At 58.9% G+C, this 26,941-nt stretch carries 20 protein-coding genes; 13 read left to right on the forward strand and 7 right to left on the reverse strand.

The genetic code is table 11. From position 1 onward, the window contains the following. Positions 1-165: 165 nt before the first annotated feature. From ACOI8A_RS00295 to ACOI8A_RS00330, 8 genes are all read left to right on the forward strand, one after another. Positions 166-1,545: a UDP-glucose dehydrogenase family protein gene (locus ACOI8A_RS00295; protein ID WP_420649034.1), complete on the forward strand. Its 1,380-nt coding sequence runs from the start codon at positions 166-168 to the stop codon at positions 1,543-1,545. 115 nt (positions 1,546-1,660) lie between these two features. Then, positions 1,661-2,839, forward strand: coding sequence for an MFS transporter (locus ACOI8A_RS00300; protein ID WP_420649035.1), 1,179 nt, complete (start codon positions 1,661-1,663; stop codon positions 2,837-2,839). A 167-nt stretch (positions 2,840-3,006) separates the two neighbouring features. Next, the gene (locus tag ACOI8A_RS00305; protein ID WP_420649036.1) at positions 3,007-3,702 is read left to right on the forward strand and encodes an HPP family protein; all 696 of its coding nucleotides are present in this window, start codon (positions 3,007-3,009) and stop codon (positions 3,700-3,702) included. Positions 3,703-4,027: 325 nt separating this feature from the next. Then, the gene (locus ACOI8A_RS00310) at positions 4,028-6,871 is read left to right on the forward strand and encodes a cytochrome P450 (protein WP_420649037.1); all 2,844 of its coding nucleotides are present in this window, start codon (positions 4,028-4,030) and stop codon (positions 6,869-6,871) included. After that, entirely contained in the window at positions 6,868-7,266 is a 399-nt protein-coding gene (locus tag ACOI8A_RS00315) for a Rid family hydrolase (protein WP_420649038.1), read from the forward strand. The genes ACOI8A_RS00310 and ACOI8A_RS00315 overlap by 4 nt, the downstream gene beginning before the upstream one ends. 41 nt (positions 7,267-7,307) lie before the next feature. Next, complete coding sequence (locus ACOI8A_RS00320; protein ID WP_420651238.1) at positions 7,308-8,126, forward strand: alpha/beta hydrolase; 819 nt, start codon at positions 7,308-7,310, stop codon at positions 8,124-8,126. 169 nt (positions 8,127-8,295) lie between these two features. Continuing rightward, on the forward strand, positions 8,296-9,402 hold the full coding sequence (locus ACOI8A_RS00325) for an enoyl-CoA hydratase/isomerase family protein (RefSeq protein ID WP_420649040.1): 1,107 nt from the start codon (positions 8,296-8,298) through the stop codon (positions 9,400-9,402). Positions 9,403-9,405: 3 nt separating this feature from the next. After that, entirely contained in the window at positions 9,406-10,557 is a 1,152-nt protein-coding gene (locus tag ACOI8A_RS00330; protein ID WP_420649041.1) for an acyl-CoA dehydrogenase family protein, read from the forward strand. 137 nt (positions 10,558-10,694) lie between these two features. Here ACOI8A_RS00330 and ACOI8A_RS00335 read toward each other — a convergent pair whose 3' ends face one another. The 5 genes from ACOI8A_RS00335 to ACOI8A_RS00355 are packed head-to-tail and all read right to left on the reverse strand — an operon-like array spanning position 10,695 to position 16,277. Then, a complete protein-coding gene (locus ACOI8A_RS00335) occupies positions 10,695-11,468 on the reverse strand; it encodes an enoyl-CoA hydratase (protein WP_420649042.1) in 774 nt (257 codons plus the stop codon). 15 nt (positions 11,469-11,483) lie between these two features. Then, positions 11,484-12,611 (reverse strand): acyl-CoA dehydrogenase, encoded by a 1,128-nt coding sequence (locus tag ACOI8A_RS00340; protein WP_420649043.1) that lies wholly within the window; start codon positions 12,609-12,611, stop codon positions 11,484-11,486. Positions 12,612-12,631: 20 nt separating this feature from the next. Further along, complete coding sequence (locus ACOI8A_RS00345; RefSeq protein ID WP_420649044.1) at positions 12,632-13,822, reverse strand: acetyl-CoA C-acyltransferase; 1,191 nt, start codon at positions 13,820-13,822, stop codon at positions 12,632-12,634. Positions 13,823-13,834: 12 nt separating this feature from the next. Next, positions 13,835-14,596, reverse strand: a complete 762-nt coding sequence (locus tag ACOI8A_RS00350; RefSeq protein ID WP_420649045.1) for an SDR family NAD(P)-dependent oxidoreductase — start codon at positions 14,594-14,596, stop codon at positions 13,835-13,837. Positions 14,597-14,612: 16 nt separating this feature from the next. Next, complete coding sequence (locus ACOI8A_RS00355) at positions 14,613-16,277, reverse strand: AMP-binding protein (RefSeq protein WP_420649046.1); 1,665 nt, start codon at positions 16,275-16,277, stop codon at positions 14,613-14,615. 244 nt (positions 16,278-16,521) lie between these two features. Between ACOI8A_RS00355 and ACOI8A_RS00360 the strand changes: the two genes are divergently transcribed. Next, positions 16,522-19,719: a dermonecrotic toxin domain-containing protein gene (locus tag ACOI8A_RS00360; RefSeq protein ID WP_420649047.1), complete on the forward strand. Its 3,198-nt coding sequence runs from the start codon at positions 16,522-16,524 to the stop codon at positions 19,717-19,719. Here the strand turns inward: ACOI8A_RS00360 and ACOI8A_RS00365 are convergent. After that, on the reverse strand, positions 19,700-20,758 hold the full coding sequence (locus ACOI8A_RS00365; RefSeq protein WP_420649048.1) for an AraC family transcriptional regulator: 1,059 nt from the start codon (positions 20,756-20,758) through the stop codon (positions 19,700-19,702). The two genes, ACOI8A_RS00360 and ACOI8A_RS00365, sit on opposite strands and share 20 nt — an antisense overlap. 271 nt (positions 20,759-21,029) lie before the next feature. Between ACOI8A_RS00365 and efeU the strand changes: the two genes are divergently transcribed. From efeU to efeO (ACOI8A_RS00385), 4 genes are read left to right on the forward strand one after another with little or no spacing between them, the layout of a single operon-like run. Then, positions 21,030-21,869 carry an iron uptake transporter permease EfeU gene (efeU, locus tag ACOI8A_RS00370; RefSeq protein WP_420649049.1) on the forward strand — a complete coding sequence of 280 codons (840 nt, stop codon included), beginning with the start codon at positions 21,030-21,032 and terminating at the stop codon, positions 21,867-21,869. A gap of 8 nt (positions 21,870-21,877) precedes the next feature. Beyond that, positions 21,878-23,077 carry an iron uptake system protein EfeO gene (efeO, locus tag ACOI8A_RS00375; protein ID WP_420649050.1) on the forward strand — a complete coding sequence of 400 codons (1,200 nt, stop codon included), beginning with the start codon at positions 21,878-21,880 and terminating at the stop codon, positions 23,075-23,077. Positions 23,078-23,094: 17 nt separating this feature from the next. Next, positions 23,095-24,393, forward strand: a complete 1,299-nt coding sequence (gene efeB, locus ACOI8A_RS00380; protein ID WP_420649051.1) for an iron uptake transporter deferrochelatase/peroxidase subunit — start codon at positions 23,095-23,097, stop codon at positions 24,391-24,393. Positions 24,394-24,414: 21 nt separating this feature from the next. Continuing rightward, positions 24,415-25,239, forward strand: coding sequence for an iron uptake system protein EfeO (gene efeO / locus ACOI8A_RS00385; RefSeq protein WP_420649052.1), 825 nt, complete (start codon positions 24,415-24,417; stop codon positions 25,237-25,239). A 150-nt stretch (positions 25,240-25,389) separates the two neighbouring features. Here the strand turns inward: efeO (ACOI8A_RS00385) and pssA are convergent, their stop codons facing one another. After that, positions 25,390-26,733, reverse strand: coding sequence for a CDP-diacylglycerol--serine O-phosphatidyltransferase (gene pssA / locus ACOI8A_RS00390; protein ID WP_420649053.1), 1,344 nt, complete (start codon positions 26,731-26,733; stop codon positions 25,390-25,392). Positions 26,734-26,941 lie beyond the last annotated feature (208 nt).

A 26,941-nucleotide genomic window follows, 5' to 3' on the forward strand; every position in this document is an offset into this window, starting at 1 on the left:
GGATAATTCAACACAAATCACCGGGACGCCACGCCGCCGGGGGGCACAACCTGCCGAGCGCACGAGCAAAAGTCAATTGCTGGCGTTTCGCGCCCGACCGCTGACAATCACCGATTTGAAACATGCGCTTGCCTATCCTGAGCTGTCGAGCCTCAGGAGAGCGCCATGAAAATCAGCGTGTTTGGCAGCGGTTACGTGGGATTGGTGCAGGCCGCGGTGTTGGCCGAGGTCGGGCATGACGTGGTGTGCATGGACATCGACGAGAAAAAAGTCGAGCTGCTGTGTCAGGGTCACGTGAGCATATTTGAACCGGGGCTGGCCAGTCTGGTGCGCGAAGGCCTGGAGGGCGGACGCCTGCAATTCACCACCGACGAACAACTTGCGGTGCAGCACGGGCAGGTCGCATTCATTGCAGTCGGTACGCCATCGCGTGATGACGGCTCGGCGGATCTGCGCTACGTGTTGTCGGTCGGTGACGCCATCGCCAGGCATCGTCAGCAGCCACTGATTCTGGTGGAGAAATCCACCGTGCCGGTTGGCACCGGTGACACCTTGCGCGCGCACATCGACAAGGCCTTGCTCAAGGTCGGGCGGCTGTTGCAGTTCGATATCGTCTCCAACCCGGAATTCCTCAAGGAAGGCTCGGCGGTCGCCGATTGCCGCCGCCCGGACCGCATCGTCATCGGTTGCGAGCGCGAAGACGTGCGCGACGTGATGCGCGATCTGTACTCGCCCTTCAACCGCAATCACGACCGCATCATGTTCATGGACCTGCGCAGCGCCGAGCTGACCAAGTACGCCGCCAACTGCATGCTCGCGACCAAGATCAGCTTCATCAATCAGATTGCCGAACTGGCCGAGCACCTGGGCGCCGACATTGAGTCAGTACGCCAGGGCATCGGCGCCGATTCACGCATCGGTTACCACTTCATCTATCCGGGTTGCGGCTACGGCGGTTCGTGTTTCCCCAAAGACATGCGCGCGCTGATCCACAGCGCGGAAGAGGCGCACTGCTCCAGCGATTTGCTGCAAGCGGTGGAAGCGATCAACCAGCGGCAGAAACACAAACTGTTCGAACGCATCAACGCGTTCTACAAGGGCGAATTGCGCGGCAAGACTTTTGCGCTGTGGGGCCTGGCCTTCAAACCGAACACCGACGACATGCGCGACGCACCGAGCCGGGTATTGCTGGAATCGCTGTTCGCCGCCGGCGCCAGCGTGCGCGCGTTCGATCCGGAAGCCATGCAGGAAACCCAGCATCTGTACCCCAACGAAGCGAAGCTGATGCTGATGGGCACCCCGGAATCGGTGTTGCCCGGCGCCGACGCATTGATCATCTGCACCGAATGGCAGCAGTTCAAGGCGCCGGATTTCAGCCTGATTCAACAACGCCTGAACGCCCCGGTGATCTTCGACGGCCGCAACCTGTACGACGCCGAACGCCTGGCGCGCAACGGTTTCACCTACTTCGCGATGGGTCGCGGTGAATCGCGCAGCTTGCCGATTCCTCTACAGCAATGGCCCGCAGCTTGCGACGTCGCATGAAGCCCTTGTAGGAGCTGCTGAAGGCTGCGATCTTTTGATCTTCGTTTTCAAGATCAAAAGATCGCAGCCTCGGTTCCCGAGACAGCTCCTACCGGAAAAGGATATTCACCCGCTCGTGGCTACTTACTCGCCTCTGATTCGCCGCTTGATGCTCGCCTCACTGAGCATCGTCATGAGCCGTGCGTTGATCAGCCCGCTGCTGACGCTATTCCTGAGCAACAAACTCGGCCTCAACCCGCAAGATGTCGGCCTGTTGCTGGGCATCGCCGTGTTCAGCGCCACGCTGCTGTCGCTGTACGGCGGCTACATCATCGATCGGCTGGACAAGCGCCAGTTACTGATCCTGACCATGCTCTCCAGCGGCATCGGCTGGATCCTGCTGACCTTTGCGCAAAACCTGTATCTGGTGACGTTGATCCTGATCATCAGCGAAACCGCTTCAGCGCTGTTCCTGATCGGCTCGAAAGCGATCCTCAGCGAAAATCTGGCCATCGGCCAACGGGTCAAAGCCTTTTCACTGACCTACACCCTGACCAACATCGGCTACGCCATCGGGCCGATGATCGGCGTGGTGATTGCCGGGATCCAACCGACTGCGCCGTTTATCGTCGCCGGCCTCGGCGCCTGCGTCAGCATCTTTTTGCTGACCGGCGTCAAACGTGAAGCCAGTCCGATTGCCTCGGTCAGCCAGCCGCAAAGCTTCCTCAAAACCCTGATCATCCTGAAGAACGATCGCACGATGATCCTCTTCACTCTTGGTTGTCTGCTCAGCACCGTGGTGCACGGACGTTTCACCCTGTACCTGTCGCAATACCTGCTGGTCACGCAAACCCAGCAAGGCACGCTGGACACCATGGCCGCCCTGCTCGCCTGCAACGCGCTGACAGTGATCCTGTTGCAATACCAGATCGGCCGCTTCCTCAAGCGTGAGCACCTGCGCTGGTGGATCGTTGGCGGCACCGCGCTGTTCGTGGTCGGGCTGATCGGTTTCAGCCTGGCCAACGGGCTGATTGGCTGGTGCGTCGCGATGTTCATCTTCACCTTGGGCGAGATGATCATTTACCCGGCAGAATTCCTGTTCGTCGACACGCTGGCGCCGGAGGAACTGCGCGGCAGCTATTACGGCGCGCAGAATCTGGCAGCCGTCGGTGGTGCGATCAGTCCCGTGATCTGCGGATTTCTGCTGATGCACTCGCCGCCACCGACGATGTTCTACGCCTTGAGTGCACTGGCGGCACTGGGTGGGTATTTGTGTTTTGTCAGCGGTCGCCGCGTTGCTGGTAAAATCAGTTGAATACAAAATAAATGCACTAAAACAGCATTAATATGAATTTGTCAGCATCCAGTTTGCTTGGCACACTGTGCGCGTTCCTCCCCCAATAGTTGGAACAACTTCGAGGGCTTTCCGCATGCCGGACAAGTCCTTTTTTTTGCCCGGATTTTCTTGAGGATCGCGTTTTCATGCTCGCTCGCTGGTTGCCCGCCACCATCAACACCCGCCCCACCGAATGGAGCCGCGCCGCCATCGGCATGGCGTTGGGGACATTGTTCAGCGTGTGGGCGTGCAGTCAGGTGTTCGGCCTCGAAGTCGCTTATCACTTGATCGGGCCGTTGGGCGCGTCGGCGGTGTTGTTGTTCGCCGTGTCGTCTGGCGCGTTGGCGCAGCCGTGGTCGATCATCGGCGGCTATTTGTGTGCGGGTGTAGTCGCATTGCTGGTGGCGCACGTACTCGGCCGCACCTTGGGCAGCGCGTGCCTGGCGGCGGGCATGGCGCTGATCCTGATGTGCTGGCTGCGCTGTTTACATCCTCCGGCCGGTGCGCTGGCGCTGACGCTGGTACTGGCCGATCCGGCAACCATCGCCCTCGACTGGAAAGCCATGGAGCCGGTGATGCTTGGCGCGGCGTGCATGCTCCTGAGCGCCCTCGCCTACAACAACCTGACTCGGATCCGCTATCCGAAACGCCCTGCCGAACCGGTGCCCTCTGTCACGCAGGTCGACATTCAAGCCATCACCGCCGACGACCTGAAACTGGCATTGGCTGACATGGAAGCCTTCATCGACATCACGCCCGAGGATCTGGAACAGCTGATCCACGCCAGCGAGTTGCATGCCAAACGCCGGAGCATTGGTGAAGTGCTCATGCCTCGACTGTAACTTCAGACCAATGGCGGGTCGCTCACCTTGCCAACCGCCGACCAGCAACTAGATTTCACCTTTGTACCGCACAGAGTTGTCTGCCTTTCACTTAGAAGTCTGGCCCGCCGTATTGCCCAGTAGCGATGACACAGGATGTCTGACTATGGAGAAAACTCACTTTAAGTGAGTGGCAAGGCTGGCTTCTCGCTTTGACAGCAGCGTCCTCCCCTCAGTATTCAGCGCACGCAGGTTGCCCGATTCAGGCACGCCTGCGTGAGCTGTGGCTTTCAGTCCTCCGTCTCTGGTGGTTTCGAACTCAATTCGAATCTACGAGGGAATCACCATGACCGAATCACTCCTGCAAATGCTCGACACGCCGTTGTTCGACGCCCGCATTCGTCACGACCTGACGCTGCGAAAATACATGAATCTGACGATCAAACGGCTGCGGCACATCATGCGGTCCGGGCTCATTACTAATGACATGTGGCTGGGCCAGCCGCGACAGAAGGAGTTTAGAAAGCTCAACGAACGTCTCGCCATACTCGCAGCCTATGATTACGCACTCTATTCCTCGGTTGTGGATCACTTGATCGCCGGCAACGCGTTGATCACCCAAGGCGACGCGGCTCAAGTTCGACATTACCGCCAAGAGGTTATCGAACTGGGTGCCGTGTACGCTTTCGGCTGCACGGAGATTTCCAGCGGCAGCGACGTGCGCAATCTGCAGACCACGGTGACGCATGACCCGGTGGCGCAATGTCTGGTTCTCAATACTCCGACACTTTCTGCCTGCAAGTTCTGGATCGGTAATGCCTTGCACGCGGCGCAAGTGATGATGGTGTTGGCACGGCTGATCGTTGACGATAAAGACGAAGGCTTGCACTGGTTCCGCGTGCGCATCCGCGACAAGGAAAACGGCCCGTTGTCAGCCGGCGTCAAGGTCATGGCTTGCGACCCCAAGGGCGGAATTCACGCCAACCAAGTGGCGGGTATACGCTTTATCGGGATGAATATCCCGCTAGACGCGCTGATGCAAAAACACTCTCGATTCTCGCCTGAAGGGCAATTCAGCAGTGAAGTACCCCGCGAGCGACGCGCTACAGCCGCCATGGAAACCTTCATCCAGGAACGTGTTCTTCTATTGGCGGCAGCCCGTGGCAGTGCGGGGTTGTGCAGTTGGCTGGCCTACCGTTTCGTCACTCATAGAAAAACTGCAACCGCCCGCCAGACCTTGATGAATAACCCGCTGGTCCGCCAGCGTCTGTACGAAGAACAGCTCAAGGCGCTGGCGCTCAAGCTTCTGGAGCAGGCGGTCCTGCGGCACTTCGAAACGCTGTGGCATCAACCGGAAAAACGCAAGGAGCTGCATATCCTCGCGGCGGTCGCGAAAAGCGTCGGCACCTGGATGGGACTCGACGTGATGCGCAACTGCCGAGAGCTGTGCGGTTCCCAGGGTTTTCACCATCACAACCAGATCATCACGCAATGCATCGATTGCGAGATCAGCATCACCTTCGCCGGGGACAATTCAGTGCTGGCTTATCAGGTAGCCAGAGATGCCGTGACCCGACCTCGGTTTGCCTCTCGCCCTGCGACCAACATTGCTCAACGGAGCGAGAAATCGATTGTCGAGCTGCTCAGCAATCCTGGGGAGGTTTCGCACCGTCAGGCTGTTGCACTGGCTTATGCGCGAGCACTGGACCTGGTGATCGAAGAGGCTGGACGCGATAAACGCGTGTCGTCGCAACTGCTGGAAGACCTGATCGCCGTGTTCGCGACGCAGCTGCGCGAAAGCGGCCTGGCTATCGCCAATGTGGATGTAAATCGCGCCACAGAAACGCGAATTGCATTGCTGGCCGAATGGCTCAAACCGCCAAAAGAACTGGTGACAGCGCCCATCGCTGATGCGGACTACATCGAACAACTTACCTCCCCGTTGTACGCGTTCGACGCGAAAGAGCAGGCGCTGCTCGATTTCACCCATCGCGACACGGTGCGCAATCCCTATCCCGCTTATGCGCACCTGCGTAAACACGAGCCTATCTACTGGAGCAAGCAATTCAACGCCTGGTTCATGACCCGCTACAGCGACGTATCCGCAGCCCAGGGCGATTCGCAACGCTACTCCTCGGATCGCATGCAGCAATTGGTCGATGCCCAACTGCCACCCGACAAGCGCGAGAAAATGGCGCAATTCGTCAAACTCGCTTCCGAATGGATGTATTCGCAGGATGGCGCTGCCCACAAGGCCAGCCGACAATTGCTCGGCAAAGCCTTCACGCCTCGCGTTATCGAATCCTTGCATCAGACCATTCAGGCGATCACTGACAAGGAAATTGCCAAACTCAAAGGACGAACCGACCTCATGGCGAGGCTGCTCAACCGAGTACCGGCGCTGATTCTCGCCAAACTTTATGGGATCCCACTTAAAGACGCGTTGAAGCTCAGGAACTGGACCGACGACATTCTGATTGTTCTGGTGGGAAGTCTCGACCCCGACTACGGTCCCGAGCAAGCGCTCAAAGGCGTGGAGGAAATGTATGCCTATTTCGCAGAGGTCATCGCCCGGCGGCGCAAACGCCCCAAAGATGATCTGGTCAGCCACGTTCTGGAGGCCAGCGCAGGCAGCAACTCCAGTATTGACCAAGTGCTGGCGCAAATTGTTTTCATCCTGGTCGCGGGCTACACCACCAGTGCCGATCAGCTGTGTATCGGTTTGCTGCACTTGCTTGAGCATCCCGAACAAGTAGCTGCGCTGTTGGCAGATCCTGATCTGATTAAACCTGCCATCGAAGAAATGCTGCGCTTCGACTCGGCAGGATCTTTCAGCCATCGAGTGCTCAAGGAAGACGTGGCCATGCACGGCGTGACGATGCGCAGAGGTGAACTGGTGTACCTCATGCGCGGTTCTGCCAATCGTGACCGGTTAAAATTCCCCGACCCCGACCGCTTCGATATCAGGCGCTCGCATAACGCTCACTTGGCCTTCGGTCTTGGTGGACACTATTGCATGGGCACTGCTCTGTTTCGCCTGGAGGCGAAAATCGTCTTCAGCTCGCTGTTCAAGCGCTTTCCCAACTTGAGCCTGATTGCGCAGAAGCCTCCTGAATGGCGCACCAACAACCTGCAATTTCGCGGTTTGAAATCACTGCCCATCGACTTGGGCCAAGGAGTGGCGCAATGAAAATCCAACGAGTTTTTTCCGAAGCCCCCTGGGAATCCATGGCGGGTTATTGCCGAGCGATACGCGCCGGGAAGAGAATCCTGATGGGCGGCACGGTTGCCTTCAACAAGGACGGTAGCCCTTATAAACCGGGGAACGCTTACAAGCAGACGCTGCATTGTCTGAAGATTATCGAAAGGTCAATTCAACAGCTGGGCGTAGATCGGCGCAGCATCATCGGCATCCGTATCTACACCACCAGCATGAAACACTGGCCAGAGATCGCCAGGGCCCACAAAAAGTTCTTCGAGGGACATCCACCCACACTCATGTGCCTGGCGGTGAAGCAACTGATCACCAAAGAATACGTGGTTGAACTCACCACTGAAGCAATCGCGCGGAAAGTGAAGTCATGAGTCCGTCCTCACCCGCCCACCCGACAGTCGAAAGCACTCGAATGGCACTGCGCACCACCATGGTGCTGCGCGTGACCGATCTGACGATCGACAATCACGGACGGCCCCTGCCCTTGCGGATTTATCTGCCGCCCGGCCCGGGACCGCATGCAGTGCTGATGTTTTTTCATGGCGGCGGTTGGGTCACCGGCGATCTGGATACCCACGACGGTTTTTGCCGACTGCTGTGTGGATGGGCCGGATGCGCGGTGGTCGCGGTGGACTATGCACGCCCTCCGGAGTACGTGTTCCCCGCAGCTCTGGAGGATTGTTGCTGTGCAACGCAATGGGTGGTCGAACACGGCGCAGCCATCGGTCTGGATGCCTCCCGTCTGGCGGTGGGTGGTGGCGGCTCCGGTGGGGGACTTGCCGCTGTTATCTGCCAATGGGCACGGAAAAAGAGAAAAGTCCCGATTGCCTTTCAACTACTCCTGTATCCCTTGCTCGATTGCATCACCAACAATCCCAGCCATGAACACTTTGCTTCAGGCCCTGGACTGACTGCCCAGATGCTTGAGTGGTATATCGCGCACTATGTGCCGCGAAGCATTGCGCGTGATGATCCAAGGGTGTCGCCAGTGCGCTGCAAAAATCTTCGCGGCTTAGCGCCGACGCTGATTCTGACGTCGGGACAGGATGTTCTGCGGGACGAAGGCCGCAATTACGTTCAGCGACTCAAAGCGGCCGGTGTTGAGGTGCGACACCTCGAGTACGACAACATGCCGCACGGCTTCATCAACTATCCTGCGCAACATGATGAAGCCAGACAGGCATTGCTGCTTTGCGCCAGATCTCTTCAAGAGCATTTGCAAACCTCCTGAAGACTCAGAGGCCCGTGCGAGCAGTCCGGCCCCACTTTCGCAACGCTGCAAAAATGCACACTGCACCTGCACATATCCCGGTTGTACACGGCAAATTTGCACTGGTACGATCCGGCAACGCTCGCGCGCGAGCATTTGCATAAAAAACAATAAAAGCAGGGAGTTACTGATGACTGCTCAGGCTTCATCCCCGCGGACATCGTCCATGGATGCCACGCAACACGAAGTGCTGGCCGAGGTTCGCAATCACATCGGTCACCTGACCTTGAACCGCCCCGCCGGCCTCAACGCCATCACCCTCGACATGGTTCGCTTGCTGCAAAAGCAACTGGACGCTTGGGCGACTGACGCCGATGTGCATGCCGTGGTGCTGCGTGGTGCCGGTGAAAAAGCCTTCTGTGCCGGTGGCGACATTCGTTCGCTGTACGACAGCTACAAAAGCGGCGACACGCTGCACGAAGATTTCTTCGTCGAGGAATATGCCCTCGACCTGACGATCCACCACTACCGCAAACCGGTGCTGGCGCTGATGGACGGCTTTGTCCTCGGCGGCGGCATGGGCCTGGTGCAAGGCGCTGACTTGCGGGTGGTCACCGAAAAGAGCCGTCTGGCAATGCCGGAAGTGGCCATCGGGTATTTTCCGGACGTCGGCGGCAGCTATTTCCTGTCACGCATTCCCGGCGAACTGGGGATTTATCTGGGCGTCAGTGGCGTGCAGATCCGCGCTGCCGATACGTTGTATTGCGGTCTGGCCGACTGGTATCTGGACAGCAGCGATCTCGCCACCCTCAACGAACAGCTCGATCAACTGGAATGGCACGACACGCCGCTCAAGGATCTGCAGAGTCTGCTCGCCAAAAACGCCGTGCAAACCCTGGCGGACGCGCCGCTCGAAGCGCTGCGCCCGGCCATCGACCACTTCTTCGCCCTGCCAGACGTGCCGAGCATGGTCGAGCAGTTACGCGCAGTGACCGTCGCCGACAGCCATGACTGGGCGATCAGCACTGCCAATTTGCTGGAAACCCGCTCGCCGCTGGCGATGGGCGTGACCCTGGAAATGCTCCGTCGCGGCCGGCATCTGAGCCTGGAAAACTGCTTCGCCCTCGAACTGCATCTGGATCGCCAGTGGTTCGACCGTGGCGACCTGATCGAAGGCGTACGCGCCCTGATCATCGACAAAGACAAGACCCCACGCTGGAACCCGCCGACCTTGCAGGCGCTGCACGCCGAGCAGGTCGAGAGTTTCTTCCATGGATTCGCTGAGAGCGGGAGCTGAGCCATGCACGATCTCGAACTGACTGAAGAACAAGTGATGATCCGCGACATGGCCCGGGACTTTGCCCGTGGCGAAATCGCACCGCACGCGCAGGCCTGGGAAAAGGCTGGCTGGATCGACGACGCCCTGGTCGCGAAGATGGGCGAACTCGGTTTGCTCGGCATGGTGGTGCCCGAGGAATGGGGCGGCACTTACGTCGACTACGTGGCCTACGCATTGGCGGTGGAAGAGATTTCTGCCGGCGACGGTGCCACTGGCGCGTTCATGAGCATTCACAACTCGGTGGGCTGCGGCCCGGTGATGAACTACGGCAGCGAGGAACAGAAACAGACCTGGCTGGCGGATCTGGCCAGCGGCGCGGTGATCGGTTGCTTCTGCCTGACCGAACCGCAGGCCGGTTCCGAAGCGCACAACCTACGCACCCGCGCCGAACTGCGCGACGGTCAGTGGGTGATCAACGGCGCCAAGCAATTTGTCAGCAATGGCAAACGCGCGAAACTGGCAATTGTGTTTGCGGTGACCGATCCGGATCTGGGCAAGAAAGGTATTTCAGCGTTTCTGGTGCCGACCGATACACCAGGTTTCATCGTTGATCGCACTGAACACAAGATGGGTATCCGCGCGTCTGACACCTGCGCGGTGACGCTGAACAATTGCAGCATTCCCGAGACGAATCTGCTCGGTGAACGCGGTAAAGGTCTGGCCATCGCGCTATCCAATCTCGAAGGTGGACGTATCGGCATCGCCGCGCAGGCGTTGGGCATTGCGCGTGCGGCATTTGAAGCGGCGCTGGTGTATGCGCGGGATCGGGTGCAATTCGGCAAGGCGATTATTGAGCATCAGAGCATCGCCAACCTGCTGGCGGACATGCAAATGCAGATCAACGCGGCGCGCTTGTTGATCTTGCATGCGGCGCGTTTGCGCACGGCCGGCAAACCGTGTTTGTCCGAGGCTTCGCAGGCGAAGTTGTTTGCTTCGGAAATGGCCGAGAAGGTTTGCTCCTCGGCGATTCAGATTCATGGCGGTTATGGGTATCTGGAGGATTATCCGGTGGAGAAATACTACCGGGATGCGCGGATCACCCAGATTTATGAAGGGTCGAGCGAGATACAGCGGATGGTGATTGCTCGCGAACTGAAGAACTACCAACTGTAAAAAGCAAAAGCATCGCTGGCAAGCCAGCTCCCACAGTGATTGAGGTCGTTCACGAATATTATGTTCGACGCGGAACCTGTGGGAGCTGCGGTGCGACGATTCGACTTGCCAGCGATGGCGTCAGTCGGCGCGCAGCATTACTTGCCTTGGAACTCCGCAGGACGCTTGGCGACAAATGCCGCCATTCCTTCCTTCTGATCCTGCGTCGCAAACGCCGCATGGAATACCCGGCGCTCAAAGCGCACGCCTTCCGCCAGGTTCACTTCGAACGCACGATTCACGCTCTCCTTGACCATCATCGCAATCGGCAACGACTTGCTGGCAATCAGCGCCGCGACTTTCAGCGCTTCATCCAGCAACTCATCACTCGGCACAATCCGCGCGACGATGCCGCAACGCTCGGCTTCCACCGCATCAATCAAGCGCCCGCTCAGGCACATTTCCATAGCCTTGGCCTTGCCCACCGCGCGGGTCAGGCGCTGGGTGCCGCCCATGCCCGGCAGCACGCCGAGGTTGATTTCCGGCTGACCGAATTTGGCGTTGTCGCCGGCCAGAATGAAGTCGCACATCAACGCCAGTTCACAGCCGCCGCCGAGGGCAAAACCGTTGACTGCCGCAATGATCGGCTTACGCCGGTTGGCCACGCGGTCGCTGTCGCTGAACAGGTCGTCCATGTAGATCTGCGGGTAAGTCAGATCGGCCATTTCCTTGATGTCGGCGCCGGCCGCGAAGGCTTTTTTCGAGCCGGTGATGACGATGCAACCGATATTCGAATCCGGTTCCAGACCGTCCAGCGCGTGATTCACTTCGCTGACCAACTGCGCGTTCAAGGCGTTCAGCGCCTGCGGGCGGTTCAAGGTAATCAGGCCAACACGGCCATGGATTTCCAGCAAAATCGTTTCGTAAGTCATGAGCAAAATTCCTTGTCAGAGATTGCGCGAAATAACCATGCGCTGAATGTCGCTGGTGCCTTCGTAGATCTGGCAGACGCGCACATCGCGGTAGATGCGCTCCAGCGGGAAGTCGTTGAGGTAACCGTAACCGCCCAGCGTCTGCAATGCCATCGAGCAGACCTTTTCGGCCATTTCCGAGGCGAACAGTTTCGCCATCGAGGCCTCGACCAACGCCGGTTGCCCACTGTCGCGCAGGGCGGCGGCGTAATGCACCATTTGCCGGGCAACGGCGATCTGCGTGGCCATGTCCGCCAGGCGAAACGCCACGGCCTGATGTTCGATGATCGGCTTGCCGAAGGTGTCACGTTCACGGGCGTAATCGCGCGCGGCTTCGAACGCAGCGCGGGCCATACCCACCGCTTGCGCAGCGATGCCGACGCGTCCGCCTTCAAGGTTGGCCAAAGCGATCTTGTAGCCTTCGCCCTCCTCGCCCAAACGGTTGGCGACCGGCACTTTGACGTCTTCGAACAGAATCTGACAAGTGTCCGACGCATGCTGGCCAAGTTTGTCTTCGACACGCGCGACTTTGTAGCCCGGTGAATCGGTCGGCACGATAAACGCCGTGATTCCACGTTTGCCGGCGCTTGGATCAGTCACGGCAAACACAATCACGATCCCGGCGTTTTGCCCGGAAGTGATGAACTGTTTGCAGCCGTTGAGCACGTAGTGATCGCCCTCCAGCCGAGCGCGGGTTTTCAGGCTGCTGGCATCGGAACCAGCCTGCGGTTCGGTCAGGGCGAAAGCGCCGAGCATCTTGCCGCTGGCCAGCGGCTTGAGGAAACGTTCGCGCTGTTCGTCATTGCCGAACTTGAGAATCGGCACGCAGCCCACCGAGTTGTGCACGCTCATGATCGTCGAGCACGCGCCGTCGCCGGCAGCGATTTCCTCCAGCGCCATGGCGTAAGCCAGGTAACCGGTGTCACAACCGCCCCACTGCTCGGGCACCAGCATGCCGAAGAAGCCCAGCTCGGCCATTTCGCCGATGGCTTCCTTGGGGAAGCGGTGTTCGCGATCCCACTCGGCGGCAAACGGCTTCAGCCGCTCCTCGGCAAACTGTCGGGCCATGTCGCGGATTTGTTGTTGGTCTTCATTGGCAATCATGGTCAATCCTTAATCCAGGTTCAGACACACTCGACGGCCATGGCCGTGGCTTCGCCGCCGCCGATGCAGATCGCCGCGATCCCGCGTTTCAGGCCTTTCTGGCGCAGCGCCGAAAGCAAGGTCACCAGAATCCGCGCACCGGATGCGCCGATCGGATGGCCCAGCGCACAGGCACCGCCATGCACATTGAGCTTCTCGTGCGGAATGTCCAGATGCTTCATCGCCGCCATAGCGACCACAGCAAACGCTTCGTTGACTTCAAACAGATCAACCTCAGCCAGCGACCAGCCGGTTTTCTTCACCAGTTTGTTGATGGCGCCAATCGGCGCCACCGGGAACAGCCCCGGCGTGTCAGCAAACGCCGCATGGCCGTGAATCACCGCCAGCGCTTTCAAACCGAGTTTCTGCGCTTGCGACTGGCGCATCAGCACCAGCGCCGCCGCGCCGTCGGAGATCGAGCTGGAGTTCGCTGCTGTCACCGTACCACCATCGCGGAACGCCGGTTTCAGTGAGCCGACCTTGTCCAGTTTGGCTTTGGGCGGTTGTTCGTCGTTGCTGATCAGCACTTGTTCTTTGCCGACGGTCACGCTCAGCGGGACGATTTCGTCCTTGAAGCTGCCGTCCTTGATCGCTTGCTGCGCGCGGGTGGTCGAGGCGATGGCAAACGCGTCCTGGGCCTCGCGGCTGAACTCGTTGCTGTCGGCGCATTCCTCGGCGAAGGTGCCCATCAGGCGACCCTTGTCGTAGGCGTCTTCGAGGCCATCGAGGAACATCGAATCCAGCACTTTGCCGTGGCCCATGCGGTAACCGCTGCGTGCGCGATCAAGCAGATACGGCGCATTGGACATGCTTTCCATGCCGCCCGCGATCACTACATCGGCGCTGCCGGCGAGCAGCATGTCGTGGGCCAGAATGGTTGCTTCCATGCCCGAGCCGCACATCTTGTTCAGGGTGGTGCAACGGGTGGATTTATCCAGCCCGGCACCCAGTGCGGCCTGACGTGCCGGTGCTTGGCCGAGGCCGGCGGGCAGCACGCAACCGAACAGCACTTCATCGACAGCATCGGAGGAAACACCGGCGCGTTCAACCGCAGCCTTGATCGCCGCCGCACCGAGTTGCGGCGCGGTCAGGCTTTTCAGTTCGCCCTGGAAACCGCCCATCGGGGTGCGTACGGCGCTGACGATGACAATCGGATCGTGGGAAATGGTCATGACAAATCCTCCTTACTTGGCGGCCATGCGCAAGGCGCCGTCGAGACGGATCACCTCGCCGTTGAGCATGCTGTTTTCAATGATATGCCGCACCAGCGCGGCGTACTCGGCAGGCTTGCCCAGACGCGGCGGGAACGGTACGCCGGCGGCCAGCGAATCGCGGACTTCCGGGGTCATGCCGGCCATCATCGGTGTTTCGAAAATGCCCGGCGCGATGGTCATCACGCGGATGCCGAAGCGCGCCAATTCACGGGCGGCGGGCAAGGTCAGGCTGGCGATGGCGCCTTTCGACGCCGCGTACGCAGCCTGTCCGATCTGCCCGTCGAACGCTGCCACCGAAGCGGTGTTGATGATCACGCCACGCTCGCCATCGGCATTGGCTTCGCTTTCGGCAATCGCCGCAGCCGCCAGACGCAGCATGTTGAAGCTGCCGATCAGGTTGACGTTGATCACCTGCGCGAAGCTCGCCAGCACATGCGGGCCGGTTTTGCCGAGAATCTTCTCGCCACGCACGATGCCGGCGCAATTGACCAGCCCGTTGAGGCTGCCAAAGGCTTTGACGGTCGCCTGCACGGCGGCTTCGGCGGCGGCTTCGTTGCTGATATCGGCGACCACGCTGTGCGCGCCGATGCGTGCGGCCTGCGCGGCAACGGCTTCGGCGTTCATGTCCACCAGCATCACTTTGGCGCCGGCATTCACCAGCAATTCAGCGGTGGCGGCACCGAGGCCGGACGCGCCGCCAGTGACGATAAAAACCTTGTTCTCGATCTGCATGAGTGTTTCCTTCGATTCAAGCTGAAACGTTGTGCGCCGCAGCCTCTTGAGCCTTGGCGATTTCCTGGTTGCGCAAGATAAAGCGCTGCAATTTGCCGCTTGGGGTCTTCGGCAATTCGCTGACAAATTCGATTTCACGCGGGTACGAATGCGCGGCCAGACGCTTGCGCACGTGTTGGCGCAGCTCTTCGGCCAACGCCGGTTCGGCGCGGTATTGCGGGTTGAGCACGACGAAGGCTTTGACCAGTTCGGTGCGCTCCGGATCGGGCTTGCCAACCACGGCGGCTTCGATCACTGCCGGGTGTTCGATCAGCGCGCTTTCGACATCGAACGGGCCGACGCGATAGCCCGAGGTGGTGATCACGTCATCGCTGCGCCCGACGAAGCTGATGCTGCCGTCCGGGTTCCATTCCACGGTGTCGCCGCTGAGGTAGTAGTTGCCGACGAAGGCCTTGGTCGGCGCGCCCGCGTATCCGGCGAACCAACACATTGGCGATTGGCTGCGGTCGATGGCGAGAATCCCCGGCTGGCCGACGCCGAGTTCCTGGTGCTGTTCATCGAGCACCACAATGCGATGACCCGGCGAGGCGAAACCGGCGGCACCGACGTGGATCGGATGTTCGAGGCCGTGGTGGTTGCACAGCACCATGCCCAGTTCGGTCTGGCCGTAATGATCGTGAATCACCACGCCGAGATTGTCGGCGAACCAGCGAATCACTTCCGGGTTCAGCGGCTCGCCGGCGCTGCTGACGATGCGCAATTTGCCCTTGATCGAACGCGCGAATTCATCGCCGCCGGCGATGAGCAAACGGTAGGCGGTCGGGGAACCGGTGAGGTTGCTGATGTTGTATTTGTTGATCACCCGGCAGGTGCTTTCGAGGGTAAACGGGCCATCGTAAAACGTGATCGGATGCCCCATCGCCAACGGCCCGGTAACGCCGAAATAGATGCCATAAGCCCAGCCCGGATCAGCGACGTTCCAGAACGCATCTTCGGGGCGCAGATCCACCGCGTCGCGGGTGTAGCTCTGGAACGCGACGATGGCCTTGAGCGGCACCGACAGCGCTTTCGACGGACCGGTGGTGCCTGAGGTGAACATCAGCAGAAACGGATCTTCGCCCGTGAGCATGACCGGTTCGCAGACGTTGGAATGATTGGCCAGCTCGGCCCAGAAACTGAAATCGCCACGCACGATGCCCTGGCCCTTTGGACCGCCGACGGTGACCACGGTCGGGCAATCGGCGACTTCGGTGAGTTTCGGCCGGTTGACTGCATCGCTGACCACCACTTTCGCGCCGGAACTGTTCAGTCGATGCTCCAGCGCTTTCGGGCCGAACGCGGTGAACAGCGGCTGATACACCGCGCCGATGCGCCAGGTGGCGAGCACGGTGATGAGTAATTCGACATTGCGCGGCAGCAGACCGGCAACCTTGTCGCCCTTCTGCACGCCTTGCGCGAGGAGGAAATTGGCGAAACGCGCGGCTTGCTGTTGCAGATCGCTGAAGGTGTACGTCGCACTGGCGCCATCGCGCCCCTCCCAGAACAGCGCTATGCGCCCCGGCAATGCGTGACGGTCACAACATTCGACGCAGGCGTTCAGCGCCTCGAGCGTACCGCTGAGCGCGGCGTCCACGGTGTGCTGATAGTTGAACTGTGTGGTGGCAGACAAGTGATCGCGCATTGCCAGAATCCCTCTGTGTTTTTATTAGGTTGGGGAACCTTGAACAGCAGAGAGATAGTCGCGCCGCGCAGCGGTGGCGGCAATGGTCAAAGCCATCAATCTGAGTGACTGGTTTGGCCAATCCCGAATGACTACAACCGTGCGCTTACAAGTCGACAAGTATAAGTAGTGGTCCAAAGTTGGCTACCTTGATAGTTTGCAATTACAAGAGCCCACTATTTACTCCCCACGAGAGGAATGCGCTGTGTCGCACCTGATAAATTCAGCTGATCACAATAGTTTTATTTTTAAACAATCAATAATTGATCAATTCAAAGATCACCCTACATTGCGCAGTGTTGCCAGGCAGCAACTGACCAACTATCTAGAGACTTGTCTTGAATCACACTCACTGACGCTAGAGACAATTTTCCATCGTGATACTCGCTTTACCCAAAACACTGAGCCGAAACCCTTTCTGGACGCGTTCCTTCACGCCTTTACGGAAGGACGCTGCATTGCTTTAAGCGATGAGGCACTGGTCATTCCAGTGGTTGCCGACGGCCGAGACCGAATTGATCTTGCCGAGTTTCAATTGGCCCTGGAAGAACTTTGCCAAACATTATTAGCCACATTGCAACAGCGGTTACTGGATTACTGGCAACAAGCCGCCGATAACGGCATGAGCCGTTGGCAGTGGCTGGCAGAGGTATTAAAAGACGCTTGTGCGTCGAACATCAATGATGCACTGCACCAATCAGATCGAGACCTATACTTCGCATTGACTGGTTTGGTGATCAAATCAGAAAAATCACATCGACAAATATTTAACGAATTTTTGCGGCCTCCGGCTTATCTATTGAAATTCACTTTGAATGACGGAGCCGATAGTCTTTCGCTGATTTATCCTGCTTTGCTCGTCACGGACAAATCAGGAACCGTATTGATTCGGCCATCCGGCGTCTGGAAGCGATTTACCAACGAGTCGGACTGCATACAAAATGTTGTTCGAGACTTGCAACGTCATTGGGACATCGCTTCCCTGAGTGTGAGTCGTTATGAGCCTGAGGCTGATATCTTCGATGAGCTCGCTCGGGTCTTGATCGATCAGCAATTAGTGGATCTAGAGTGTATCCAGATCCCGGTCGATGAAATGTTCGAGAGCGCGGAGCAGCAGTTCGACCAGATCACCGATCCGCTTCGCCTGTTGGCCGGTAAACAGCCGAATGCTTATCAAGCGGATAGTACTGAAAAGCATCTGCCGCAATGGCTGAAGGACGCGGATGCTTACGATCGCCGTACCTATCGACGCTATGTGTCGGCCATGGCGGCAACTCATCTGGAGTATGACGGGGCAACGTTTTTTACCCATCTGAACTCCATTCGCGACTTCGCTTATCAAGCCCTCGTCGATCAGATGAAGCGTGACGGGCATGAACCCGTAAATCCTGATGACATTGAGCTGAACATCAAGGTTGCGCGAGGCGTCCCCGGCGGATGGGGAAGCCTGGAAACGATTCGCTTGGGCCTTATCGATTTTGCTCTGGAAAATCTCGCCGGTCTGCCGTGGGGCACGATGACCGTCAAGGGCCTGCACCAACGCGATGTACCTGCCTGGATGACCCCGCAGTACCTCAAGGATCTTATCCAGTCAGTGGACATTGGTCGCACCTATCCGGCGTATCTGAGCCAGCATCTGCTCGATAATCGTAACGAGGCGTTGTCCCGACAAAACCTGTTTAGGGTCCACTTGTGCAATCAGCTGCCTCTCCAGGCGCTCGAGGCCAAACTAACGGGCGCCCATGGTTTTGACGAATATGGCACGGGGCTGATCATCGCACTGGCTGATGGCGGCGAACACTTTAAAGACATCGTCGTCGAACCCTTGCAACTGCGGCTGGGGCCGGTTTTGAATATGTTCGTCATTGCTGCCGGCGACCGGAGCGGCGCTCCCGTAATCCTGTATCGCCCCTTCTATTCCCCTTCATTGATCCAATACCCTTCGCGCAGTCATCTGGAACAGGCGATTGAGTCCGACTCGCCGCTGCAGAAAAGCATCCATGACTGGTACAAAGCCGTGGTCAGGCGTACCGGATTGCTGGGCGCCAACGAAATACGTCTGCGCTGGGAGGTGAAAACAGCGTCCCCGTTGCAGGGCGATGTATTTCAGCACTTGTATGAGGCGAACAGCAGGGCACTCGTTGAGTTGGCAGACCGGCAATCGGTGTCCAACGCCGAAAGCCGCTGGACCCATTTCAAGACGCTGGGCTGGCTGATATTCGAGTCCTTGTTACCGCTGGTGACCGGACCGGCAGCGACTGCCGGGTGGTTAGTGCAGTTGGCTGTGAGTCTCAAGGCCGATCTGGAAGCACTGTCGCAATCGGACGGCCAGGACAAGTCGTTCGCCGTGGCTGACCTGTTGCTCAACCTGGCAGCAGTGCTCATGCATGCCGGGCGCATCGCAACGGGATCACAAAACGCCGAAGGTGTTGCGCCCCCGTCGATCGAACCGGAAGTATTCGAATATTCCGTCGAAAGTCCCACTCCCGGTGTGGCCGATGTGCCGGTCGTCGAAAACCGTAGCTTACCGAGTGAGCAGCACCCGCAAGTGGACTTGGCGATCACGGAAAACGCCTGGGCTACGCCACGCTCATCCTATTCCCCGGGGCAAAAAACGCTGCTCGACAGTTTCGCGCTAGAGAAGCCTGCAGATCTCGGAGAACCCATTGCGCAAGGACGCAATAAAGGACTTTATCGGTATAACGACAAATGGCACGCGTTAGTTCAAGAGCAGTTCTTCCGGGTTTCGATCGAAGAAGGCCCGGTACTGATCCTTGATCCGGTAGATAACCTGCGTCCCGGCCCCTTTCTGACTTCCGACGGTCAGGGGCGATGGACTATCGACAACAAGATGTATCTCAAGGGGGGCACGCCGAACAAGCGTAGCCACGACGGTTCCAACTCCGACGCGCCGGGTCCGTCACGCCGGGCAGTCGCTGACAGTAGCGGTTTTCCGACGGTGGTCGAAACTGAAATCACGCCGTTGCCCAAGCGTCTGTACCACTACGTGAACCGGGACAAACTGGCGACAATCAGAGCTACAAGAAGCGCGTTCATCGACAATTCGTCCAACGATGCTTACGGCAGACCGCAACGCAATATCGTCGGACTGTATGTAACCGATCTCGCTCCCGACTCGATGCCGCTGCAGCAGCTTTCGGAGACCCTGTTTGGTAAAAACCCTTACAACGTCTCATCCCGTGCCAACAAGATCCACGCGGTACTGGAACTTGACCCCACGCTTTATCCCGAGGGCAGTGTGAAGCTGTACAAGCTCGAAAGCCCGAAGCTAAAGGATCACATCTATGTCCTGCGCGGTTCGAAGAACGACCTGCAATTACGTATCAAGGCCTCGGCGTTCGGTACCGGCACCACCTCACTGGTCAGCGTGAAAGAACTGTAACCAACGACTCAGTCGAGCCAGCTTCGGCTGGCTGGCTGAGGATCAGGCTACGGTAGTGTCCAGGGTTGGAGCCCGCCCATTTGCGGAATGCTTTATAGAACGAGCTGACATCAGCGAAGCCGAGCCGGGCGGCAATCTCGACGAAACTGATCGAAGGCTCCGCCAGCCAAGTGATCGCCAACTCCTTGCGCACACTGTCTTTGAGCCCTTGATACGTCTGCCCTTCCTCCGCCAGGCGTCGGCGCAGTGTCGAGGCCGACATGCACAACTGTTGGGCCAAGGCTTCTGTTTCCGGCCACTGCTCAGCCGGCATTTGCCGCAAATCGTGTTTGATCCGACTGGTAAGGCTTTCCGGGTCGCGGTACTTCACCAGAATGTTCGCCGGGGCGTGGGCCAGAAAGCGCTTTAACTCTTCCACGCTACGTTTAATCGGCAGATCCAGACAATCGGCGGAGAAAATCATCCGCGTGCGTGGCCGATCGAAGCGCAGGTTCTCGGAGAACATCACCCGGTAGTCAGCGCAAAAATCCGGCTCCGGGCAGCGCAGCTCAATTGCCAGAATCGGAATCCGCCGCCCCGCCAGCCAGCAAGCGACGCCATGCACGATCATCCAATAGGTGAAGTAGGTGAAGGCGCGACGCGGCTCGGGGTCGTCTTCCAGCAGCACAATTTCCGCAAGACTTTGCTGATGCACCAGTTGCGCCGGCAATTGGTCGAGCATCAGCGACAGGAAATTCAGCCCAGTGCTCAAACCGGACGCCAGATTTGGTTGCGCCATCGCACTGCGGCAGAGGAATTCCAGGCTGCCGGACTTGAGCCTGCGCGGGTCCATGCCAAAGAACTCGTCATCGCCGCGCCGTGCCAGCAAGCGCCACAGGCGTGCGTAGTTCGAGGCTGGGACGCGGCCGTTATCGCTCAGCAGCAGCGCCGGATCGATGCCGACCTTGCGCAAGACTTCGTCCATGGCCGCGCCCGGCGCGCAACTTTGCAACAGTGCTTCGCGCACCAGTTGAATGGCGATGGTGTCTTTTTCCGACATGGAGCGCTTTGAATCCGGTCGTTTTAGGAATGCCCAGCATCTTAGCGCACACCGCTACCTGTGTAGGAGCTGCCGAAGGCTGCGATCTTTTGATCTTAAGAAACAAGATCAAAAGATCGCAGCCTCGTTGCACTCGACAGCTCCTACACGGGGATTTGGGATGTTAAAGGTTGTTCAGCTTAGGTTCAGGTTAATGTCAATCAATGCCATTTGGGAATGAGTGTCATTATGTTACAACTTAGCCACCTAACTAAATCACTCGTGGTGGCCAATGCTCGTCCCGTTTCTGATCATGCTGCGCGAAGGCATTGAAGCCGCGCTGATCGTTGGCATTATCGCCAGTTACCTGCAACAGACCGGCCGTGGCCAATGGATGCCCGCCGTGTGGATTGGGGTTTTCCTTGCGGCGGCGCTGGCATTGCTGGTTGGCGGTGGTCTGGAACTGATCAGCGCCGAGTTTCCGCAAAAGCAGCAGGAACTGTTCGAAGGCGTAGTCGGACTGGTCGCCGTGGGCATTCTCAGTTCTATGGTGTTCTGGATGCGCAAGGTTGCGCGCTCGATCAAGCATTCGCTGCAAGCCTCGCTGGATCACGCGCTGACCTCATCCAGACATCAAGTGTTTGCGCTGATCGCCATGGTGTTCTTCGCCGTTGCCCGTGAAGGTCTGGAAACCGTGTTCTTCCTGCTCGCGGTGTTCCAGCAAAGCGAAGGCGCCGCAGCGCCAATCGGTGCGTTGCTCGGACTGATTCTGGCGATCATCGTCGGTTTCCTGATCTACAGCGGCAGCATGCGCCTGAATCTTTCGGCGTTTTTCCGCTGGACCGGGCTGTTCATTCTGGTGGTGGCCGCCGGGATTCTCGCCAACTCGGTACAGGCGCTGCATGAAGCCGGGGTGTGGAATCACCTGCAAACCGTGCTCTTCGATTTCAGCGCGACGCTGCCGATGGATGGCCCGTTGGGTTCGGTGCTGGCCGGCATGTTCGGTTATCAGGATGCGCCGACCGTCAGCACCCTCGGTGCGTATGTGATTTATCTGCTGGTGGCACTGGTGATGTTCTTCATGCCGGCACCGGAGCCTTCTGCGCAATCGTCTTCCGTTTCCAGCCAATAAGGCCATTCATGTCAAAGCCTAATATCCCCCAGGCCTCCCCTCCCCGTGCCTTGCGCTGGGCGGTGGCCGGTTCGGTGGTCGTGATGATCGCGGCCGGTGGCCTGTTCTACTACGCCTCGCAACTGGCGGCAGCCAAGCGTGAGCACAACCGTGACGAAGTGGTGGTCAACATCCATCCGCACAGCTGCGAGCCGAACGCTTTGAGCGTGCCGGCCGGACGCGCGAGTTTTCGCATCGTCAACCGCTCGGATCGTGCGGTGGAATGGGAAATCCTCGACGGCGTGCTGGTGGTCGAAGAACGCGAGAACATCGCGCCAGGCCTGAGCCAGGTGATCAACGCCAACCTGCAACCGGGCGACTACGCGATCACTTGTGGCCTGCTGAGCAACCCGCGCGGCACCTTGCACGTGACGCCGACTGCCGCCTCGGATGCCGCTGCCAAAGCCAAGCCGTCGATGGTCGCGTTCATCGGGCCGCTCTCGGAGTTTCGCGTTTATCTGGCGAGCCAGAGCAGCGCGCTGATCAAAGCCGTGAGCGCGCTCAATCAAGCCATCGAGAGTGGTGATCTGGCGCAGGCGCAAGCTTTGTACCTGCCGGCCCGCGCCGCGTATCAGCGCTTGGCCCCGGCCGCGCAACGTCTGGCCGAGCTGGACAACAGCATCAACGCCCGCGCCGATTACTTCGAAAAACGCGAGCAGGATCCGGGCTTCACTGGCTTCCATCGCATCGAATACGCGCTGTTCAAGCAACGCAATCTCGACGGTCTTGCGCCGATCGCCAAGGGCCTGCTCAGCGACGTCACCAGCCTCAAGCAGCAGTTGCTCGCCCAATCGCTACCGCCGGAGCAACTGATGGAAATCGTCGTGCGCAATCTCAACACGTTGGCCGACGTACGCGCCGCCAGCGGTGAAGAAGAACGCTACAGCCACAGCGACCTCAACGGCTTCGCGGCCAATCAGCAGACTGCGCACAAAGTCGTCGATCTGCTGCGTCCGCTGCTGGTCAAATCCGCCGCCGATTTGCTGCCGAAGATCGACAGCGCACTGGCTGATTTCGACACGGCGCTGAACGGCTTCAAGGTCAACGACGGCTACGTCAGTTACGACTCGGTCAGCGCTGAGCAACGCCAGCAGCTCGCCGACAAGGCCAAAACTCTGGCCGATGCGCTCGATGCAATTGATCCCGCCCTCGGCCTCTCCGGCCTGTAAGCAGAAGACGAATAGCAATGAATGACTCCGAACACTTCAACCTGCAACGCCGCCGCATCTTGATGGGCATGGGCGCCGCAGGTGTCGCATTGGCCGGTTCCGCCCTGAGCTGCCCGGCGATGGCGGCTGCACCTGCGCAAGTCACCGAAGCCCCGAGCAGCGACAAGACCGAAGACCGCCACGACTTTCATGGCCAGCGCCAGAGCGGCATCGTCACGCCGCGCCCGGCCTCAGGCATGCTGGTGTCCTTCGATGTCTTGGCCGCTGATCGCGAAGACCTGGAGCGGCTGTTCCGCACCCTCAACCAGCGCATCGCGTTTCTGATGACGGGTGGCCCGGTCGCGCAGATCGATCCGAAACTGCCGCCGCCGGATTCCGGTATCCTCGGCCCGGTGGTCACCCCGGATAACCTGACCATTACCGTCTCGGTCGGCGAATCGCTGTTCGACGAACGTTTCGGCCTGGCCTCGGCCAAACCCAAGCGTCTGGTGCGCATGGTCGGTTTCCCCAACGATGCGCTGGACCCGGATTGCTGTCACGGCGACCTGAGTCTGCAGTTCTGCTCGAATAGCGCCGACACCAACATCCACGCCCTGCGCGACATCATCAAGAACCTGCCGGATCTGCTGCTGGTGCGCTGGAAACAGGAAGGCAGCGTGCCGCCGCAAGCCCCGGCCAAACCCGGTGCGCCGGCGCAGTCGGCGCGCAACTTTCTCGGTTTTCGCGACGGCTCGGCCAACCCCGATTCGAACGACGGCAAGGCCATGGATCGCATCGTCTGGGTGCAACCCGGCAGCGATGAACCGGCGTGGGCGGCGCATGGCAGCTATCAAGCGGTGCGCATTATTCGCAACTTCGTCGAACGCTGGGATCGCACGCCGTTGCAGGAACAGGAAAGCATTCTCGGCCGCGTGAAGACCACTGGCGCGCCAATCGGTGGCCAACTTGAAGCCGAAGTGCCGGACTACAGCAAAGACCCCGAAGGCAAGTTGACCAAGCTCGACGCGCACATCCGTCTGGCCAACCCGCGCACTGCCGCCAGTCAGGCCAATCTGATCCTGCGCCGCCCGTTCAACTATTCCAACGGCGTGAACAAGAACGGTCAGCTCGACATGGGCCTGCTGTTCATCTGCTACCAGGCCGACCTGGAAAAAGGCTTCATCACCGTGCAGACCCGCCTCAACGGCGAGCCGCTGGAGGAATACCTCAAGCCAGTTGGCGGCGGATATTTCTTCACGCTGCCGGGTGTCATTGGCGAGAAGGATTTCATCGGTCGCTCGCTGCTCGATGCCACACAAGCAAAAACCACCGCCTAACCCACGATAAGAGCCGCCCCCATGAAAAAGACGCCACTCGCGCTATTGCTGACCCTCGGTTTGCTCAACACCCCGCTCTCGGCTTTTGCGGCGACGGCGCCGCTGGATCTGGTGGGGCCGGTTTCGGACTACAAGATCTACGTCACCGAACAGCTGGATGAACTGGCCAGCCACACCCAGCAATTCACCGACGCCGTGAAAAAAGGTGATCTGGCCACTGCACAAAAACTCTACGCACCGACCCGCGTGTATTACGAGTCGATCGAGCCGATTGCCGAGCTGTTCAGTGATCTCGATGCGTCCATCGATTCACGCGTCGACGACCACGAGAAAGGCGTGAAAGCCGAAGATTTCACCGGGTTCCACCGCATCGAATACTCGCTGTTCTCGGAAAAAAGCACCCAAGGTCTGAATGACTTGGCTGACGGCCTCAACAAAGACGTCAAAGACCTGCAAACGCGTGTGGCCGGTCTGACCTTTCCACCGGAAAAAGTCGTTGGTGGCGCTGCGGCGCTGCTGGAAGAAGTCGCGGCAACCAAGATCTCCGGCGAAGAAGACCGTTACAGCCACACCGACCTGTACGACTTCCAGGGCAACATCGACGGCGCGAAGAAGATTGTCGATCTGTTCCGTCCGCAGATCGAGCAGCAGGACGAAGCTTTTATCGCCAAAGTCGATAAGAATTTTGCGGCGGTGAACAGGATTCTGGCCAAGTACAAGACCGGGGATGGTGGGTTTGAGACTTACGACAAGGTCAAGGACAGTGACCGCAAGATGTTGGTGGGACCGGTGAATACCTTGGCTGAAGACCTTTCCACGTTGCGTGGGAAGTTGGGGCTGAACTGAGTTCTTTAGCGTCTGATGGGGCCTCATCGCTGGCAAGCCAGCTCCCACAGTGAAAGCGTTGTACACAAATGCTGTGAACGACACAAAAACCTGTGGGAGCTGGCTTGCCAGCGATGGCGTCAGAGGCCTTGGTACATCTACCGAATTTGTTTAGAGAATCCGGTACAGCAACCGCTCAACCCGCACCCGGCTCACACGCTTGAGAAACTTCGCCACCCCCGCCGGGTAATCCGGCAGCGCTTCAAGATCCCCAAACTGCGCAATCCGCTTGGTGTGCACGAAGATGTTCTCCAACTCCGCACTTCGCGGATCGATCCATTCGCCTTTCGGGTCATCAATCAACAGCGCGTTTTCCAGATCCAGACGGAACGCCCGTGGATTGAGGTTGTTGCCGGTGAGCAAGGTGTAACGCTGATCGACCCACATGCCTTTGAGGTGATAGCTGTTGTCGCCCTCATGCCACAAGTGCAGGTTCAACTGACCGCTGTCGATGTTGCGCTGATGACGCTTGGCGAAACGTCGCAGGCTGATTTCGTATAGATAAGGCAACGCCGCGATCACCTTGAATGGCTCGGTCGGCGGGATGTAGAAATCGTTGGCAGTCTTGTCGCCGACTACGATGTCGATCTTCACCCCACGGGCCAACGCGCGGTTGATCTCGCGGATCACTCCCAGCGGCAGGTTGAAATACGGGGTGCAAATGGTCAGCTGCTTCTGTGCGCTGGCGATCAGCTCCAGAATCACCCGGTTCAGCGGGTTGTTCTTGCCCACGCCGAGCAGCGGACTGACCGACAGGCCCGCATGCTCAGTGCTGCCAGCCGTGGTGTCGTAGGTCGCATGCTTGAGGCGGCTGCGCAGGTCGCCGATGTCGTTGCGCAGGCTGCGGGTGGTCGGCAGGTTCGGCAGATCGAGGCGATGCACAGCCTTGGATTCGATCAGACCGTGCTTGACCAGGTGATGCATCGAGTCCGCGAGTTCGCGGCTCTGCAACACGTGATAACGGTCGAAACGGTACTTATCGAATTTGTGCAGATAGACGTTATTCAGGCTGGCGCCGCTGTAAACCACGCAATCATCGATCACGAAGCCTTTCAAGTGCAGCACGCCGAACAGCTCGCGAGTCTGCACCGGCACGCCATATACCGGCACTTCACTCTCGTGAGTGCGGGTCATTTCCTGATACCACGCCGAATTGCCCGGCTGCTTACCGGCGCCGATCAATCCGCGCTGCGCGCGCAGCCAGTCAACCACCACAGCGATTTCCAGCTCCGGGCGCTTGAGCTTGGCGGCGTGCAAGGCATCGAGGATTTCCTGACCGGCCTCATCGTTTTGCAGATACAGCGCAACGAGATAGATGCGCTGAGTCGCCTGAGCGATCTTTTCCAGCAGGCAACGCCGGAAATCGGCGGCGCCGGGAAGGATGGTCACGGCCTCGGCGGTCAGCGGAAAGCTGCGCAGTTTGGGCAGCAGAGAACGTTTGAAAAGCAACGGCATAAGGCTCGCAAAAGGTCGAATCCGAAGAACCCGAGAGCTTACACCATCAACTCCTTCGGGTCTTGTGAGTGACTGTAATGGCCACATCGCCAGCAGGCTGGCTCACAGTGGAAACTGGGTACACCTGCCAGAAATTGGTCGGCTCAGAGGCCGCCATCGCTGGCAAGCCAGCTCCCCCAGTTTTTTGTGCGACCCATGCGGCAAAGCC

Source organism: Pseudomonas sp. P4795 (genome assembly GCF_048822895.1).
In the GTDB taxonomy this organism is placed as follows: domain Bacteria; phylum Pseudomonadota; class Gammaproteobacteria; order Pseudomonadales; family Pseudomonadaceae; genus Aquipseudomonas.